This window comes from Leifsonia sp. 2MCAF36, assembly GCF_052115525.1.
Taxonomy (GTDB): Bacteria; Actinomycetota; Actinomycetes; order Actinomycetales; family Microbacteriaceae; genus Leifsonia.
This window is the reverse complement of record NZ_JBFRGV010000001.1, coordinates 505,385-521,486: the sequence shown is the minus strand read 5'-3', so window position 1 is coordinate 521,486 and position 16,102 is coordinate 505,385. Positions and strand designations below refer to the sequence as shown.

Here is a 16,102-nt window from a genome sequence, read left to right as displayed (position 1 = left end):
TAGGCTGGTCCGGTGAGATCAGCTCCGACCGCTCGGCGGGAGACTGGCGTGACGGTCCTGGAGGCCGAGACCACACCGCTCGATGACGTCCGCCAGCTCATCCCCTTTCTCGACTCCCGCACGCCCCTGCTCTGGCTGCGCAAAGGAGAGGGGATGGCCGGGATCGGCGAGGTGCTGCGGCTCGACTTCACCGGACCCGACCGCATCGAGCAGGCGTCTGCCGCGTGGCGTGCGACGACGGCGGCCGCGACCGTCGACGATTCCGTGCGGACGCCCGGCACCGGCCTGGTCGCCTTCGGAACCTTCGCCTTCGACGACGAGAGCGCCGCGACGAGCACACTCATCGTTCCGGAGTTCGTGGTCGGCCGCCGGGGCAGCCGCAGCTGGGTGACGCGCATTCGACGTGCCGGTGAGCCCGCGGCGTCCGCGCTGCCGCGTCCCACGGCGTTCGGCGACGAGTACCGGCTCAACCTCCTCCCTGGCGGACTCGGCGCGGACGGCTACCGGTCGGCCGTCGCGGGCGCCGTCGAGCGCATCCGCGAGGGCGACCTCTCGAAGGTGGTGCTGGCCCGCGACCTGCGGGGCCACCTGCCGGTGGAGTCCGATCTGCGGCGCGCGCTCGTGGACCTCGCTCTCGGCTATCCGGACTGCTGGACCTTCGCGGTGGATGGCCTGGTCGGGTCGTCGCCGGAGACGCTGGTCCGCGTCCACCACGGCACGGTGACGGCGCGCGTCCTCGCCGGGACGATCTCCCGCGGCCCTGACGCGGAACAGGATGCTGCCGCCGCGGCCGAGCTGATCGCCAGCGCGAAAGACCAGGGCGAGCACCGCTTCGCCGTCACGAGCGTGATGGATGCGCTGCGCCCGCACAGTGCGGACCTGGCCGCCAGCGACGAGCCTTTCACCCTCAAGCTGCCCAACCTCTGGCACTTGGCGACCGACATCGCCGGTCTGCTGAGCGACGGGTCCAGCTCGCTCGACCTCGCGTCCGCCCTCCACCCGACGGCCGCCGTGGCCGGTACCCCGCGCACCGAGGCGCTCGCTCTCATCCGCGAACTGGAGCCGTTCGACCGCGGGCGTTATGCCGGTCCGGTCGGTTGGGTCGGCGGCGACGGCGACGGCGAGTGGGCGATCGCGCTGCGCTGCGCCCAGGTGACGTCGAGCGGGGACCTGACGGCCTACGCGGGCGCGGGCATCGTCGCGGACTCGGACCCCGAGCGGGAGCTGGCTGAGACCACGATGAAGTTCCGGCCGATCGTGGAGGCGTTCGGCTGAGGTCCGGCGTTCGGCTGAGGTCCGGCGTTGACTGTCAGGACTGCTCCAAGCGCCGCCTCTGCTCCTCGACGTCGTAGTCGGGCTGTGGCCACTCGAGGTCGAGACCCTCGAGGGCGTGGATGAGGAGCTGCTGGACCGCGATGCGGGCGTACCACTTGTGGTCTGCTGGGACCACGAACCACGGCGCGTAGGCGGAGTCGGTGCGGTCGAAGACGACCTGGTACGCCTCCTGGTAGGCGTCCCAGCGCAGGCGTTCGTCGACGTCGGCGGGGTTGAACTTCCAGTACTTGTCCGGCCGTTCCAGTCGGGACGCGAGTCGTTTCTTCTGCTCGTCCTTGCCCAGGTGCAGCATCACTTTGATGACCGCGGTGCCGGACTGGGCGAGTTCCTTCTCGAACGCGTTGATGGCGCCGTACCGCCGCTCCAGTTCCTCAGCCGACGCCAGCTCGCGGACGCGGCCGATCAGGACGTCCTCGTAGTGGGAACGGTCGAAAACGCCGACCTGCCCGGCTGCGGGCACCTCCCTCCACACCCGCCAGAGGAAGTCGTGGGCCAGCTCTTCGGGGGTGGGCTTGCCGAAGCCGGCATAGTGGACGCCTCCCGGGTTCATCGCGCCGATGACGTGGGAGACGATGCCGCCCTTTCCCGCGGTGTCCATCGCCTGCAGGACGAGGAGCACGGAGCGCGGTTCACCCTCCCGGCCGCACGCGAAGAGCTGCTCCTGCAGATCGGCGAGGCGCTCACCGCCGCGGGCCAGCGCCTTCTCGCCTGACTTCTTGTCGCCGTCGAAGCCGGGCGTCCCGTCGGTGCGCTGTTCGGACAGGCGGAAACCCGGCTGCACCCTCAGCAACTCGTACGGTTCTGCGCTCCAATGCTTCTGGTCGCTCACAGCCGCCTCCTCGTCGTCGGGACGCCCATGGTAGTCCCGCCGTCGTTCCGCAGGGTCGCGTGAAATGACTGCTAGCCGCGGTCGTCGGCGCCGCACTACGGTGTGCCCGAGTGGAGGAGGCCGAGGTGAACTCGTTCTGGAGTGTGTTTCTTTACGTCTTCTGGATCTTCGCGTTCGTCGCATTCCTGATGGTGCTGTTCACGGTCCTGGTGGACCTGTTCCGGGATCAGGAGCTGAACGGATGGTGGAAGGCCGTGTGGGTGATCTTCCTGGTGTTCGTGCCCGTGATCGCGTTGCTCGTCTACCTGATCGCGCGCGGTCGGGGGATGGCGCAGCGCAACCTGGCGCGCCGGGCGACGGTGCCGGAGGACGACACCTGGGGTCAGCATCCGACGGCCTCCGCGACACCGGCGGCGGATATCGAGCGCGCACAGGCGCTGCTCAATCAGGGCGTGATCAGCAGTGGGGAGTTCGACGCGTTGCGCGCCAAAGCGCTGGGACAGCGGTACTGAGTGGCGTGTGGACGCGCCGGTCACCGGGTGCTCGCTGACCATTCGGCGTGCATACAGGGTCGGCGAATGCACGCCACGGACGCTGCAGCCTAAGCTGGTGGGGTGAGTAAGGCCGACCTCAGCAAGCAGCCCGCCCAGGTCGCCGCCATGTTCGACCAGGTGTCGACGCGCTACGACCGGACCAATGCCGTCCTGTCGGTGGGCAATGCGGCGCTGTGGCGCGTGGCGACGACGCGAGCCGTCGCCCCCCGAGCCGGCGAGACGATCCTCGACGTCGCCGCCGGAACCGGCACCTCGAGCGCGTCGCTCGCGCGGAACGGTGCGTCGGTCGTGGCGGCCGACTTCTCCGAGGGGATGATCGAGGTCGGCCGGCAGCGCCAGGCCGGTAACCCCTTCGTCCGGTTCGTGCAGGCCGACGCCACAGCGCTTCCGTTCGACGACGACGCGTTCGACGCGGTCACGATTTCCTTCGGGTTGCGGAACATCGTCGACCCGAAGAAGGCGCTCGCCGAGTTCTACCGCGTGGTGAAGCCGGGCGGCCGCGTCGTGGTCTGCGAATTCTCCCAGCCTCCGCTTTCTCCCGTCCGCGCGGGGTACTCGGCCTACCTGAAGTACGGGATGCCGGTCCTCGCCCGCGTCGCCAGTTCCAACCCTGCTGCTTACGAGTACCTGATGGAGTCCATCCAGGCGTGGCCCGACCAGCGGGAGCTCGCGGCCTGGCTGCGCGAGGCGGGGTTCGAGCGCGTCGCGTTCCGCAACCTCACCGCGGGCATCGTGGCCCTCCACCGCGGCTTCAAACCGGAGCGTCCAGCGGTCGCGGCACCGGTGGCAGAGGTCGCCGAGGTCGCCGAGGTCGCCGAGGACCCCGCGACGGATGCTGCCGGAAAGCCGAAGGCTGCGACTCCCGCGAAGCCGAAAGCTGCGACCCCCATCAAGCCCAAGGCGGCAACTCCCGCCAAGCAGAAGGCAGCAACGCCGACGAACCCGAAGCCGGCGGGTACCGCCCAGCCGAAGACCTCCACCCCGGCGAAGCCGACAACCGCGAAGCAGACGGCCAGCACCCCGAAGCCGGCGACCACCGCGAAGCGCACGCCCAAGCCCACGTCGGAATCCGCCGGGCCTGCCCGTTCCGAACAGTCTGCGTCCGCCGTCCCGTCCGAGGGGGAGTAAGTGCCACGAAGCGTCCCCGCGGTGCGGCGTCCGTCGCTCACTGGTCAACTGGGCTTCACGGAGCGGATCCTCCTCCGCGGTGAGGATCGTGAGCTGGCTAACGCGGTCGACGACGGGCTCGCCCAGGTGGAGGACGGCCTGCATCGCGAGATGCACTTCGCGGACAACCTCGCAGACGTGACCGCCCGCTACCTCCTTGAGGCCGGCGGAAAGCGCGTTCGTCCGATGCTGACCCTGCTGGCAGCTCAGCTCGGCGGCGGAACCAACGCGGACGTCGTCCAGGCGGCGGAGGCTGTCGAGATCACCCACCTCGCCTCGCTCTACCACGACGACGTGATGGACGACTCGCAGATGCGCCGGGGTGTACCGAGCGCCCAGTTCGTCTGGGGCAACTCGGTGGCGGTGCTCACCGGTGATCTGCTCTTCGCGCGCGCCAGCAAGCTGGTCTCCGCGTTGGGGGAGCGCGCGATCCAGCTGCAGGCGGACACGTTCGAGCGGCTGTGCCTCGGCCAGCTCCACGAGACCATCGGCCCCCAGAACGACGAAGACCCGATCGAGCACTACATCCGGGTGCTCCAGGACAAGACCGGTTCGCTCATCGCGGTCGCCGCTCAGATGGGCGTCGTCTTCTCGAACGCACCGACCGAGTACGAGCAGCCCGTCGTCGTCTTCGGGGAGAAGATCGGCGTGGCCTTCCAACTGATCGACGACGTCATCGATCTGTCGTCGCAGGGCGTCGCCGAGACGGGCAAGACACCGGGCAACGATCTGCGGGCCGGGGTCGCCACCCTCCCCGTGCTGCGGCTGCGCGAGCGGGCGTCCACCGATCCGGAGGCCGCGGCGCTGCTCGCGCGGCTCGAACGCGACGTCATCGGCTCTGCCGAGGACGGCGAGGTGACGCCGCAAGCCATGGACGCGATCGCCGCGCTGCGCGAGCACGATGTGACCCGCCAGACGCTGGAGGAGGCGCACCGCTGGGCGCGTGAGGCCGTGGAGGCGCTCGCGCCCCTGCCGGACGGACCGGTGAAGAAGGCACTCGTCCGGTTCGCGGACACCATCGTCGAGCGCTCCAGCTGAGCCGCACGCAACAGCAGAAGGAAACAACGCATGACCAAACTGCGACTGGCCATCGTCGGCGCCGGCCCGGCGGGCATCTACGCCGCCGACATCCTGTTGAAGGCTGAGCGGAACTTCGACGTCTCCATCGACCTGTTCGAGCAGTTGCCCGCGCCCTACGGGCTGGTCCGCTACGGCGTCGCGCCCGACCATCCGCGCATCAAGGGCATCATCACCGCGCTGCGAGAGGTGCTCGACCGCGGCGACATCCGTATCTTCGGCAATGTCGAGTACGGCCGCGACATCACCCTCGACGACCTGAAGCGCCACTACAACGCGGTCATCTTCGCGACCGGAGCCGTGCGCGACGCCGACCTGGACATCCCCGGAGTCGAGCTGCACGGCTCGTACGGTGCCGCCGACTTCGTCAGCTGGTTCGACGGCCACCCGGACGTCCCGCGGACCTGGCCGCTCGAGGCGAAGTCCGTCGCCGTGATCGGCAACGGCAATGTGGCCCTCGACATCTCGCGGATGCTGACCAAGCACGCCGACGACCTCCTGCCGACCGAGATCCCGGACAACGTCTACGAGGGTCTGAAGAACTCGCCGGTGACCGACGTCCACGTCTTCGGCCGTCGTGGACCTGCGCAGGTGAAGTTCACCCCGCTGGAACTCCGGGAGCTCGGGGAACTGCGCGACGTCGACATGATCCTGTACGACGAGGACTTCGACTACGACGAGCAGTCGAAGGCGGCCGTCACGACCAACAAGCAGGTCATGGTGATCGACCGCGTGCTCCAGCAGTGGCGACAGCGCGAGGTCGGCAGTGCCTCCCGCCGGCTGCACCTGCACTTCTACGCCAAGCCGCTCGAGGTCGTCGGAGACGAGGACGGCAACGTGCGCGCCCTCCGCTACGAGCGGACGGCGACCGATGGCGAGGGCGGCGTGCGCGGGACCGGAGAGATCCGCGAACTGCAGATCGACGCGCTCTACCGGGCTGTCGGGTATTTCGGTTCGCCGCTTCCCGGTATCCCCTTCGACCGCAAGCACGGTGTCATCCCGAACCACGAGGGCCAGGTGCTGCGCAAGGGCGACAACGAGCGCATGTACGGCGTCTATGCGACGGGGTGGATCAAGCGCGGTCCGGTCGGACTCATCGGTCACACGAAGTCGGATGCGATGGAAACGATCAAGCATGTGATCAACGATCAGGGAAACTGGTGGTCCCCGTCAGACCCCGATGAGCAATCTGTGGAGAACCTCCTGCGCGAGCGCGGTGTGGAATTCACGACACTCGACGGCTGGCACAACCTCGACACGCACGAGCAGGCCCTGGGCGCCGAGCGCGGCCGCGTTCGCGTGAAGGTGGTGCCGCGCGACGAGATGGTCCGCGTCTCCAACGCCGAGCCCGTGGGCAGCGGCTCGACCGCGATCGGACTGGCCGAGTAGCGCGGCGAGGATGACGACAGCGCACGAATGGCGACCCGACGTCCTCGGGGAGCCGTTCGAGCAGCTGACACTCCCGCTCGCCCCGGACGGCGAGGGCGACGTCGTGGCGACGCTGGTCCGCTACTCGCCTGCCCCGCGCCTCCGCCTCCACCGCGGCCCGGCGGCCGACGCAGACGTGCTCTACGTGCACGGCTGGTCGGACTACTTCTTCCAGACCGAACTGGCGCGATTCTGGCACGACCAGGGCGCCCGTTTCCATGCACTCGACCTGCGCAAGTACGGCCGGAGCCTCCGGCCGGGGCAGACGTCCGGCTTCGTCGACGACCTGGCGGTGTACGACGAGGACATCGCGGCAGCGCTGGAGGCGATGGGCCACGGAGAAGGCGCGCGGCGCTCGCGCCGGCTCATCCTGCTCGGCCACTCGACCGGCGGCCTCACGCTGAGCCTGTGGACCGACCGTCACCCCGGCCGGGTAGATGCGCTCATCCTGAACAGCCCGTGGCTGGAGTTCCAGGCGCACTCGGCCGGCCGTGCCGCGCTGGCGCCGCTCGTCGACCTGCGCGCACGCTTGGACCCGAAGGCTGCCATGCCCAATGTCGACCTCGGGTTCTACACCCGCACGGTCTCACGTACGCTCGACGGCGAGTGGGACTACGACCTGGCCTGGCGCCCGGTGCGCGGGTTCACCATCCACCCGGCGTGGCTGACGGCCGTCCTCGCGGGTCACGCCCGGGTCGCTGCCGGGCTCGACATCGACGCGCCCGTGCTGACCCTGCTCTCGGCGCGATCGACGCTGCTGCCGTACTGGACACCCGACATGCTGCGCTCGGACGTGGTGCTGGTCGTGCATGACATCGCGCAGCGGGCGCTCGGCCTGGCGCCGAACGTGACCGTGGCGTGGCTGAAGGACGCCCTCCACGACGTGTTCCTCTCCGCACCGCCGGTTCGCGCAGCAGGCTACGCGTCGGTGAAGCGGTGGATGCGGGGCTACCTCAGCGGAAGTTGACGAACTGCACGGCGACGTCGAGGTCGGCGTTCTTCAGCAGTGCCATCGTCGCCTGGAGATCGTCGCGGCTCTTCGAGCTGACGCGCAGCTCGTCGCCCTGGATCTGCGACTTCACGCTCTTGGGCGCCTCGTCGCGGATGATCTTGTTGATCTTCTTGGCCGCATCCTGCTCGATGCCGTTCTTGAGCCCGACCTCTACGCGGAACTCCTTGCCCGACGGGTACGGAGCCCCGGTGTCGAGAGACTTCAGGGTGATCCCGCGCTTGATGAACTTCGACTCGAGCACCTCGAGGACGGCCTTGACGCGCTCCTCGGTGTTGGCCTTCAACAGCACCTTCTCGCCACTCCACTCGATCGACGCTCCGACGTTCTTGAAGTCGTAGCGCTGCTCCACCTCCTTGCGGGCCTGGTTGACGGCGTTGTCCGCCTCCATCTTGTCGACCTTGCTGACGACGTCGAACGAGGAGTCTGCCATGGTATCCGTCCTTCCGGGGGTTGAGCTGCCCCCAGTCTACGAGCCCGTCAGCGCACGAAGTCGCTGTCGACCCGGCCGCCGAGGTCATCGAGAAGGGCGGCTGCGACGTCGGCAGCGGCTGCCGTTCCGGATTCGGTTGCGAAGCGGGCCAGCGCTTCGGCCGACCGCGGATCCGCTGCGTGGAGCCGGCGTGCCAGCCACTTGCCACTGCCCAGCCAGGCGTCGGACCGCAGCAGGGCCAGTTCGGCGAGGGACCGGAAAAGGTCGGCCCGGATGGCAGTGATCTGGAGGGGGTCGTTCGCGTCCGTGAAGTCATCGAGGAGGTCGGTGATGGCGTATCGCCGGAGCTCCAGCTGGTGGGGCGAGAGACTCGGGCCGCGAGCAAGTCGTTCGGCCGACCAGCGATGGAGCTCGTCGAACTCGTCCCCGATGCGCAGCGGCGAACCTTCGGTCAGTAAGAAAGGGAGCACCGGACGCAGCGATGCGAAGTCGCGTTCGGACCAGTCGCGGAACGCCTCGACCGTGTAGGCGAAGACGTCGATGCGCTCGCCTTCACGGTGTACGACGCGAGCATCCGAGTCGCTTCCCTCGCCGAAGGCCGTCGCCGGAGCGATCAGCAGGATGTCGATGTCGCTCGTCGCGGTTCGCCGGCCCGTCGAGGAGCTACCGCCCAGAACGATCGTGGTGGCGTCCGGGTACTGGTCGTCGCAGAAGCGGAGGGCGACGGACTCCGCATCCATCCCGTTCGTCGTCGTCGCGCCGGGGGCGGTCAGGCGGTCTGCGCGAGCTCGACGTAATAGGTGACGTGGCAGCCGTCCCCGCTGCACTCGACGCAGAGAGTGATCTCCTCACTGTGCTGTGTGGGGTCGGCCCCCGTACCGTCGCACCGTTCGCAAATCTCCAACGTTCTCATGCCCACGATTGTGCGCTCGACCACCGACATTCGCGGCAGCCGCGCCGGGGTGTCGCGATCGCGTTGCATCCACGGCGGATTCTGCCCACAGCAGAACGCGCGAATCCTGCAGGAGCGGATGTGCACCATCCGACATAGGCTGGCGACATGCTTCTGCGGCACGCCATCGGCTCAGTGCTCCGCCGGATCAGGGCGGAGCGCGGTGCGACGCTGCGCGAGCTCTCCGCACACTCGCGAGTCTCGGTCCCGTATCTCTCCGAGATCGAGCGCGGCCGCAAGGAGGCGTCCTCCGAGATCCTCGCCGCGCTGTGCCGAGAGCTGGGAGTCAGCGAAGGGGAGCTGCTCACCCGCGTCGCCGCCGAATTCGCCGGAGCGCAGGTGCTCAGCCTGGTTCCGGAGCGTCAGGGGCCGCAGGAGGTCCGCACGGCGACGGAGCTGCAGCCGGCCGTCATCGGGTCGACCGCTCAGAAGCCCGGCGTGGTGGCCCTCGCGGCCTGACGGAACACCGGCGCGCTCACGGGGTGCGCGCTGATTTCGCGTGCGGGCACACGGCGGCTATTCTTGTCAGGCGCCTTCGATCACGAGACTACTGGTGGTTGGAGCGCCACGGCGAGTTACCCAAGCGGCCAAAGGGATCTGACTGTAAATCAGACTGCTCAGCATTCGGGGGTTCGAATCCCTCACTCGCCACCATTGTCATGAGTCGCGGCACACGTCTCTGCCTATCGGCCGACTAATGGGCTGGGCAGTGACCGCCGTCGTTCGGAACGAGTGCGGTCGCGCGAGCGGCGGCGCACGTTACGAACGGCCGCAGTCGCCCCTCGGGGCGGCCACATCTGCGAGGCTTGGGGGCATGACCTCCAACGCCGAACTCCGCGAGATCGCCACCACCGTCGCCCGCCGTGCCGCGGCGTTCGCGCTCCAGCGGCGGCAGGCCGGCGTCGAGATCGCCGCGTCCAAGTCGTCGCTGAGTGACATCGTCACGCGGGCCGATCGCGAGACCGAGCAGCTGATCCGGGACGCCCTGGCGGCCGCGCGCCCGCGCGACGGCTTCCTCGGGGAGGAGTCCGGCGGGGGGAGCAGCGAGAGCGGCCTGACCTGGGTGGTCGACCCCATCGACGGCACCGTCAACTATTTCTACGGCATTCCGGCCTGGGCGGTGAGTATCGCCGTGGTGGAGGGCGACCCCGAGCCGTCGACGTGGCGCACGTTGGCCGGCGCGGTCGTCAATCCGGTGCTGAAGGAGACCTTCGCGGCGTCGGCCGGCGGCGGCGCCCACCTCAACGGAGCGCCCATCCACGTCACTGACGGCGTCGAACTGGAGCTGGCCCTGGTCGGCACCGGGTTCGGGTACGACGCGGAGGTGCGCCGACGCCAGGCCCGCTTCGTCGGCGAGCTCATCGGGGACGTGCGAGACATCCGCCGCATCGGCGCCGCATCCCTCGACCTCTGCTCTCTGGCGGCCGGCAGGCTCGACGCGTACTTTGAGCGCGGGCTCAACCCGTGGGATCACGCCGCGGGCGCCCTGATCGCCCAGGAGGCCGGGGCGCGGGTCGCGGGAGTCGGCGGAGGTCCGGCCGACCACCGCCTCCTCGTGGCTGCCGCGCCCGACCTCTTCGACCGGCTGCACCCGCGCGCCGACGCCTACTTCTCCGCCTGGGACTGACGCCGTTCCGCCCCTCGAGGTGCTCGTCGTTGCGGTCGACACGCCGGTGACGGCCACAACAACGAGCACCTCACGGGCGATGGGATGCGGTCAGGCCAGCCAGACCGTGGTGTCGCGGGGGAGGTCGCCGTCCTGCAGCGGGCCGCTCGCCAGCACGACGTCGCCGGCGCCCTCCGGCAGGGCGACCGCCTCCGTGCCGAAGTTGACGACCACCGTCACATCGCCGGTCCGGAAGGCGAGAGTGTTGCCGCCGAGCTCGATCCACTCCGGGCCACCGAACGCCAGATCGTGCTGTCGGCGCAACCGCAGCGCATCCTGGTACATCGTCAGCGTCGAACCGGTCACCCCATCCTGCGACGAGCGCGTGTAGTTCGCCCAGGCGGCGGGCTGGGGCAACCAGCTGGCCGAGCCCGGACCGAAGCCGTACGAGGCAGCGTCGCCCTCCCACGGGATGGGGACGCGGCAGCCGTCGCGACCGTAGCGCTCGCCGTCGGTCCGGAACCAGGTCGGGTCCTGCCGGGCGTCGTCCGGCAGGTCGATGGCCTCCGGGAGCCCCAGCTCTTCGCCCTGGTAGAGGTAGGCAGATCCGGGCAGCGCCAGCATGAGCGCCGTCGCAGCGCGGGCGCGGTGCAGGGCGAACGCCGGGTCCGGCAATCCTTTCGTCTTCGGGCCGATGCCGTGCCCCTGCAGGTTCTCGCCCTCCAGCGCCAGACGGGTCGCGTGGCGGACGACGTCGTGGTTCGACAGCACCCAGGTGCTGGGGGCGCCGACACTGCTGAACGCCTCGATGGACCGGTCGATGATGCTGCGCAGCGCGCGCGCATCCCACGGGGTCTCCAGGTAGCCGAAGTTGAACGTCTGCTGCATTTCGTCCGGACGGACCCAGCGGGCGAGCTTGTCGAGCGGCTCCACCCAGGCCTCGCCGCACAGGACGCGGTCGCCGGCGTACTCCTCGAGGACCTTGTGCCAGTCGCGGTAGATGGCGTGGACGCCGTCCTGCGCGAAGTACGGCGGCGTCGGCGGGTCGGACTCGGCGTGCGCGGCGATCTCGGGTTCGAGCGCGACACCGCCCATGCTGCCCGTGCCCGCGGGCGGGGTGTAGTCGGGGAGGCCCGCCTCCTTCACCATGCCGTGCGCAACATCCACCCGGAACCCGTCGACCCCGCGGTCGAGCCAGAAGCGCAGGATGCCGCGGAACTGCTCCCAGACCCACGGGTTCTCCCAGTCGAGGTCGGGCTGCGACTTGTCGAACAGGTGCAGGTACCACTGGCCGGGGGTGCCGTCCGGCTCGGTGATGCGGGTCCAGGCGTGACCGCCGAAGATCGACTCCCAGTTGTTCGGCGGCAGCTCGCCGTTCTCGCCCTTGCCGTCACGGAAGATGTAGCGCGCCCGCTCGGCGCTGCCTGGGGCGGCCGCCAGCGCCTCCTGGAACCAGGCGTGGTCGCTGGAGGAGTGATTGGGGACGATGTCGATGATGACGCGGAGTCCCAGATCGTGTGCCTCGGCGAGCATCGCGTCGAAGTCGGCCAGTGTGCCGAAGCGGGGGTCGACGTCCCGGTAGTCGGAGACGTCGTAGCCGGCGTCGCGCTGCGGCGACCGCTGGAACGGCGACAGCCAGACCGCGTCCACGCCGAGGCCGCGGAGTGCGCCCAGCCGGCTCGTGATGCCCGGGAGGTCGCCCATCCCGTCGCCGTCCGAGTCGGCGAAGGAGCGCGGGTACACCTGGTAGATGACGGCGGAACGCCACCACTCGCGGCCGGGGGCCGAAGGGGTGGGCGCGGTGTCGGGGGTGGGGGTTGTTGCGGCGATGGTGGTCACCTCGTGTTCGTGTCGGGTTTCGGGTGGGGGTCAGGGATGTGCGGCGGTGCTCGAGCGGACGACCAGATCGGCTGGGGCTGTGTGGCTGACGGGCTCCGGTCGAGCGCCGCCGCCGGTACTTCGGGTGCTCCCGAGGGCGTCGAGCAGCAGCTCCGCAGCATGCTCGCCCTGCTGCACAGGATGCTGGGCCACGGTACTCAGCCCGAAGAACTCCGCGAGGGGGTGGTCGTCGATGCCGACGACGGAGACGTCCCGTGGCACGACGAGGCCCAGGTCGCGCGCGGCCAGGATGGCGCCGATCGCCATTTCGTCGGACGCCGCGAAGATCGCGGTGGGGCGTTCGTGCGGCGTTCCGAGCAGCTGCTTTGCCGCCTCGTAGCCGCCCGGCAGGGTGAAGTCGGACGCTCGGTGCAGACGCTCCTCGACCGGCAGCCCCGCCTCGGTGAGCGCCGCTTCGTAGCCCAGGCGACGGCTGGTCGGGATGTGGAAGTCGAGGTCGAACTCGTGGGAGCCGCCGATGTGCGCGATGCGGCGGTGGCCGAGAGAGATCAGGTGGTCCGTTGCGAGGCGGGCGACCGCGACATCGTCGATGGTCAGCGTGCTGACGCCGGGAAGCGGGCCGCCGACGCCCACCAGGGGTTTGCCGAGCGCGAGCAGGCGGCTCACCTCGTCATCGGACAGCTCCAAGGAAACGGTGAACACCGCATCCACACGGTTGCGTAGCAGGTGGTGCTCGAACACCCTGCTCCGCTCGTCGCCCTCGCCGCTCAGGTTGTAGAGGGTGAGGTCGTAGCCGCGGCGGAGGAGGACGCGCTCCGCGCCCTCGATCACCGAGGTGAAGAACCAGCGGTTGAGGTGCGGGATCACCGCGCCGATGTTGCGGGTGCGGCCGGAGGCCAGACTCGACGCGTCGGACGACACCACGTAGCCGAGATCGGAGGCCGCCTGCACGACCCGAGCGCGGGTGGAAACCGAGACCGGGCCGTTTCCGCTGAGTGCGCGGGAGACGGTGGCGGTGGACACACCGGCGAGGCGGGCGACGTCGGCAATGCCGGCCATCCCACCTCCTGAAGTCGGGTTCGGTGGAAGCGCTTGCTACCGCCGGTGCCGGGATGTGACCGGGCACAGGGGGAGTATAGCGAGTGCAGTGGAAGCGTTTGCACAGAGGAGCGGCTCGGGCGGTCCTGCCTCAGCGCCAGTGGCTCGGGCGGGCGAGGGACGCCGGGAGACGCGTGCGGGCATCCCCGTTCGCAGCGTTCACCTGCGGCTGGGTGAGGTAGATCGCGTCGCGGAGGTCGGCGCCGTCGAGCCGTGCGTCGCGGAGGTCGGCGCCGATGAGTTCCGCGCGGGCGAGGTCGGCGTTCCGGAGGTCGGCGGCGATCAGCAGGGCGCCGCGGAGCTCGGCGCCGCGGAGGTCGGCGTCGCGGAGGTCGGCACCCAGCAGGTCGGTGTCCGGGCGGATCCGCGAGCGGGGCACGCGTTTCGGCCCGGCGCCGATCGGCCCTGCTTCCCGCGTGAGCCGGGCGGCGTCGCGCAGCAGCCGCGCCGCCGGTGCTCGCACCAGCTCGAGGTCGGTCGAAAGGATGGTCTCGGGGGCAGCGTCAGCGATGGACTGCGCCTCGGCGCGGATGCGGCGCAGCGCGGGATGGAGGGAGGCTGCCGCCGGGAGCGCCAGCGCCTCCGTGACGTACCAGAGCAGTTCGTGGACCTGCCGCATCAGCGGGAAGACGGCGAACATGGCGGCGCGCGTGTCGCCGCTGTCGCGCCAGCTCGCGCCTCCGAAGGTCTGCTGCGTCACCTGCTGGCCCGCACCGAAGCAGTCGAAGACCGTGCAGCCTTTGAACCCGCGATCCCGGAGCTCGGGGTGGATGCGGCAGGAGTAGTCGTCGTCCAGATTGACGCACGGGTCGCCGGCCGGCTTGTCGAAGGCGAAGTCGGCGGAGCGGGCGAAGGCCAGCGCGACGCAGCACAGCCCGACGCACCGGGAGCAGTCCGCTCGCAGCTCGGGGCGGGTGTCCTGAGGGATACGCACCCGTCCACAGTACGTGCCGCATGCAACCTTTCCACATCTTCAGCCTCACCCGGAATAGCGCCAGGAGCCCCGCGTTAGCGTGGAGGACACGGACAAACGAAGGAGACACGAATGATCGCACCCCGCCGGACCATCGGCTCGTCCGACCTCGAGGTCTACCCGCTCTCGCTCGGAGGCAACGTCTTCGGCTGGACGGCCGACCGCCAGACGTCGTTCGACGTGCTCGACGCCTACACGTCGGCCGGGGGCACCTTCGTCGACACGGCCGACGGCTACTCCGCCTGGGTCCCCGGCAACACCGGCGGCGACTCGGAGCGCATCCTGGGCGAATGGTTCGATGCCCGCGGCAACCGTGATCGGGTGGTCCTTGCCACCAAGGTCAGTCAGCATCCCGACTTCAAGGGACTCGCTGCGGACAACATCCGCCGGGCTGCGGATGCGTCGCTCGAGCGCCTGCGCTCCGACTACATCGACCTCTACTACGCGCACTTCGACGACGAGACGGTCCCACTGGAAGAGACGGTGGGCGCACTGTCGGAGCTGGTCGACGCGGGCAAGGTCCGCTACATCGGCATCTCGAACTACTCCCCGGAGCGCATCGACGAGTGGTTCCGCATCACGGAGCGCGACGGGCTCCACCGCGCCGTCGCCCTGCAGCCGCACTACAACCTGGTGGAGCGCGCGTACGAGACGTCGTACCGCCCGATCGCCGAGCGCGAAGGCCTGGGCGTCATGCCGTACTTCGCCCTCGCGGCAGGCTTCCTGACCGGCAAGTACCGCGACGGCGTCACCGTCGACAGCGCTCGCGCCGGCGGGGCCGCGAAGTACCTCGATGAGACGGGCCGCTCCGTCCTTTCCGCCCTCGACGAGGTCGCCGACGACCATGACGTCTCGGTGGCGTCCGTCGCCCTGGCCTGGCTCGGCGCGCAGCCGACCATCACGGCTCCGATTGCGAGCGCCCGCACGACCGATCAGCTGCCCGACCTGCTCGCATCCGTCTCGCTCGAGCTGACAGCCGACGACCTGGAGGCGCTGGACGGCGCCTCGGAGGCCGCGAAGGCAGCCTGAGCAGGCGTGGCGGACCTGCCCTGGCGGGGCGGGTCCGCCTGCGCTCACAGTGGTATGGAGCAGCCCGTGGTGAATGGTATCCTCGTACGGTTGCCGAAAACGGCCGGCCCTCTGGTCGGCGCCGGCTCCGCCCCCTTAGCTCATTGGTAGAGCACTTCCTTGGTAAGGAAGAGGTAGTGGGTCCGATTCCCACAGGGGGCTCCGTCTCCCCGTCTCGCCACGGGGGGATGACTCGGCGGGGTAGCTCAGGTGGTTAGAGCACACGGCTCATAATCGTGGTGTCGCGGGTTCGAGTCCCGCTCCCGCTACAAGCGTTGGAAACACTGGGAACGGCGGCTGATCATCAGCCGCCGTTTCGTCGTTGATTGTGCCATTTGGACGCAACTTGGACACACTCCAATTCAGGCGGCCGGCCGAGTGCATCGATGGTCGGCGAAACGAGCTCTACGACGTGACGATCAAACGGGGTGATTCAACGCGATCGAAGCAGCATCATTGAGGCGATGTGCGACGTCATCGAGGTCGTCATTGAAGAGGTCTAGAGGCCGCTCGCGGCTCCATCGGTCGTTCGCAACATGCAGCTTTTCCCGGGCGAGTGATGCGGGGGATGGATCGGGCCGTCGCCTATTGGCAGCTGTCGCATTGCAGGTCCTCCATCGGATCGACGGGAACCAGGTAGGCGAGGGGTCTCCCAGGTAGTGGGCGTCCTCGACTTCGTCGTCTCTTGGCCCTGCCGCTCGTGACTCAAGCACTCTGCTCACGTAATCTGGATA

General features: G+C 69.3%; 16 protein-coding genes and 3 tRNA genes. 12 read left to right on the top strand and 7 right to left on the bottom strand.

The window, feature by feature from the left end; translation table 11 throughout:
• The first annotated feature begins 48 nt into the window (after positions 1–48).
• Positions 49–1,275: an isochorismate synthase gene (locus tag AB4079_RS02375; protein ID WP_441785669.1), complete on the top strand. Its 1,227-nt coding sequence runs from the start codon at positions 49–51 to the stop codon at positions 1,273–1,275.
• Positions 1,276–1,309: 34 nt separating this feature from the next.
• Here the strand turns inward: AB4079_RS02375 and AB4079_RS02370 are convergent, their stop codons facing one another.
• Positions 1,310–2,164, bottom strand: coding sequence for a PPK2 family polyphosphate kinase (locus AB4079_RS02370; RefSeq protein WP_441785668.1), 855 nt, complete (start codon positions 2,162–2,164; stop codon positions 1,310–1,312).
• 188 nt (positions 2,165–2,352) lie between these two features.
• On the opposite strand from AB4079_RS02370, the gene AB4079_RS02365 reads away from it, so the two are divergent.
• From AB4079_RS02365 to AB4079_RS02345, 5 genes are all read left to right on the top strand, one after another.
• Entirely contained in the window at positions 2,353–2,676 is a 324-nt protein-coding gene (locus AB4079_RS02365; protein ID WP_441785903.1) for a PLDc N-terminal domain-containing protein, read from the top strand.
• 102 nt (positions 2,677–2,778) lie between these two features.
• The gene (ubiE, locus tag AB4079_RS02360) at positions 2,779–3,846 is read left to right on the top strand and encodes a bifunctional demethylmenaquinone methyltransferase/2-methoxy-6-polyprenyl-1,4-benzoquinol methylase UbiE (protein WP_441785667.1); all 1,068 of its coding nucleotides are present in this window, start codon (positions 2,779–2,781) and stop codon (positions 3,844–3,846) included.
• Between the two features lie 21 nt (positions 3,847–3,867).
• Positions 3,868–4,923 carry a polyprenyl synthetase family protein gene (locus AB4079_RS02355; RefSeq protein ID WP_441785902.1) on the top strand — a complete coding sequence of 352 codons (1,056 nt, stop codon included), beginning with the start codon at positions 3,868–3,870 and terminating at the stop codon, positions 4,921–4,923.
• Positions 4,924–4,953: 30 nt separating this feature from the next.
• Positions 4,954–6,351: an FAD-dependent oxidoreductase gene (locus AB4079_RS02350; RefSeq protein WP_441785666.1), complete on the top strand. Its 1,398-nt coding sequence runs from the start codon at positions 4,954–4,956 to the stop codon at positions 6,349–6,351.
• A gap of 10 nt (positions 6,352–6,361) precedes the next feature.
• Positions 6,362–7,357 carry an alpha/beta hydrolase gene (locus AB4079_RS02345; RefSeq protein ID WP_441785665.1) on the top strand — a complete coding sequence of 332 codons (996 nt, stop codon included), beginning with the start codon at positions 6,362–6,364 and terminating at the stop codon, positions 7,355–7,357.
• On the opposite strand, the gene AB4079_RS02340 is transcribed toward AB4079_RS02345, so the two are convergent.
• Genes AB4079_RS02340 through AB4079_RS02330 form a run of 3 tightly spaced genes read right to left on the bottom strand, consistent with a single transcriptional unit; the run spans position 7,344 to position 8,874 of the window.
• Positions 7,344–7,832: a YajQ family cyclic di-GMP-binding protein gene (locus AB4079_RS02340; RefSeq protein WP_441785664.1), complete on the bottom strand. Its 489-nt coding sequence runs from the start codon at positions 7,830–7,832 to the stop codon at positions 7,344–7,346. The genes AB4079_RS02345 and AB4079_RS02340 overlap by 14 nt on opposite strands.
• Positions 7,833–7,879: 47 nt before the next feature.
• Positions 7,880–8,572, bottom strand: coding sequence for a nucleotidyltransferase domain-containing protein (locus tag AB4079_RS02335; RefSeq protein WP_441785663.1), 693 nt, complete (start codon positions 8,570–8,572; stop codon positions 7,880–7,882).
• Between the two features lie 29 nt (positions 8,573–8,601).
• A complete protein-coding gene (locus AB4079_RS02330) occupies positions 8,602–8,874 on the bottom strand; it encodes a hypothetical protein (protein ID WP_441785662.1) in 273 nt (90 codons plus the stop codon).
• An 18-nt stretch (positions 8,875–8,892) separates the two neighbouring features.
• Here AB4079_RS02330 and AB4079_RS02325 point away from each other — a divergent pair, with 18 nt between their 5' ends.
• The 3 genes from AB4079_RS02325 (at position 8,893) to AB4079_RS02315 (ending at position 10,411) form a co-directional block, all read left to right on the top strand.
• Positions 8,893–9,243 (top strand): helix-turn-helix domain-containing protein, encoded by a 351-nt coding sequence (locus tag AB4079_RS02325; protein ID WP_441785661.1) that lies wholly within the window; start codon positions 8,893–8,895, stop codon positions 9,241–9,243.
• A gap of 110 nt (positions 9,244–9,353) precedes the next feature.
• Positions 9,354–9,438: transfer RNA gene (locus AB4079_RS02320), tRNA-Tyr, on the top strand.
• Between the two features lie 160 nt (positions 9,439–9,598).
• Positions 9,599–10,411 carry an inositol monophosphatase family protein gene (locus tag AB4079_RS02315; protein ID WP_441785660.1) on the top strand — a complete coding sequence of 271 codons (813 nt, stop codon included), beginning with the start codon at positions 9,599–9,601 and terminating at the stop codon, positions 10,409–10,411.
• 90 nt (positions 10,412–10,501) lie between these two features.
• Here the strand turns inward: AB4079_RS02315 and AB4079_RS02310 are convergent, their stop codons facing one another.
• From AB4079_RS02310 to AB4079_RS02300, 3 genes are all read right to left on the bottom strand, one after another.
• Entirely contained in the window at positions 10,502–12,229 is a 1,728-nt protein-coding gene (locus AB4079_RS02310; RefSeq protein ID WP_441785659.1) for a glycoside hydrolase family 13 protein, read from the bottom strand.
• A gap of 30 nt (positions 12,230–12,259) precedes the next feature.
• Positions 12,260–13,288: a LacI family DNA-binding transcriptional regulator gene (locus tag AB4079_RS02305; protein WP_441785658.1), complete on the bottom strand. Its 1,029-nt coding sequence runs from the start codon at positions 13,286–13,288 to the stop codon at positions 12,260–12,262.
• Positions 13,289–13,418: 130 nt separating this feature from the next.
• Entirely contained in the window at positions 13,419–14,261 is an 843-nt protein-coding gene (locus AB4079_RS02300) for a pentapeptide repeat-containing protein (RefSeq protein WP_441785657.1), read from the bottom strand.
• A gap of 111 nt (positions 14,262–14,372) precedes the next feature.
• On the opposite strand from AB4079_RS02300, the gene AB4079_RS02295 reads away from it, so the two are divergent.
• The 3 genes from AB4079_RS02295 (at position 14,373) to AB4079_RS02285 (ending at position 15,637) form a co-directional block, all read left to right on the top strand.
• On the top strand, positions 14,373–15,329 hold the full coding sequence (locus tag AB4079_RS02295) for an aldo/keto reductase (protein WP_441785656.1): 957 nt from the start codon (positions 14,373–14,375) through the stop codon (positions 15,327–15,329).
• A 129-nt stretch (positions 15,330–15,458) separates the two neighbouring features.
• Positions 15,459–15,530: transfer RNA gene (locus tag AB4079_RS02290), tRNA-Thr, on the top strand.
• Between the two features lie 33 nt (positions 15,531–15,563).
• Positions 15,564–15,637: transfer RNA gene (locus AB4079_RS02285), tRNA-Met, on the top strand.
• Positions 15,638–16,102 lie beyond the last annotated feature (465 nt).

Bases quoted from the DNA above. Each gene is read 5' to 3' on its own strand.
- AB4079_RS02335 (WP_441785663.1), bottom strand. From the start codon at position 8,572: ATGGATGCGGAGTCCGTCGCCCTCCGCTTCTGCGACGACCAGTACCCG.
- AB4079_RS02315 (WP_441785660.1), top strand. From the start codon at position 9,599: ATGACCTCCAACGCCGAACTCCGCGAGATCGCCACCACCGTCGCCCGC.
- AB4079_RS02305 (WP_441785658.1), bottom strand. From the start codon at position 13,288: ATGGCCGGCATTGCCGACGTCGCCCGCCTCGCCGGTGTGTCCACCGCC.
- AB4079_RS02325 (WP_441785661.1), top strand. From the start codon at position 8,893: ATGCTTCTGCGGCACGCCATCGGCTCAGTGCTCCGCCGGATCAGGGCG.
- AB4079_RS02365 (WP_441785903.1), top strand. From the start codon at position 2,353: ATGGTGCTGTTCACGGTCCTGGTGGACCTGTTCCGGGATCAGGAGCTG.
- AB4079_RS02295 (WP_441785656.1), top strand. From the start codon at position 14,373: ATGATCGCACCCCGCCGGACCATCGGCTCGTCCGACCTCGAGGTCTAC.
- AB4079_RS02330 (WP_441785662.1), bottom strand. From the start codon at position 8,874: ATGGTGCACATCCGCTCCTGCAGGATTCGCGCGTTCTGCTGTGGGCAG.
- AB4079_RS02340 (WP_441785664.1), bottom strand. From the start codon at position 7,832: ATGGCAGACTCCTCGTTCGACGTCGTCAGCAAGGTCGACAAGATGGAG.
- AB4079_RS02350 (WP_441785666.1), top strand. From the start codon at position 4,954: ATGACCAAACTGCGACTGGCCATCGTCGGCGCCGGCCCGGCGGGCATC.
- AB4079_RS02345 (WP_441785665.1), top strand. From the start codon at position 6,362: ATGACGACAGCGCACGAATGGCGACCCGACGTCCTCGGGGAGCCGTTC.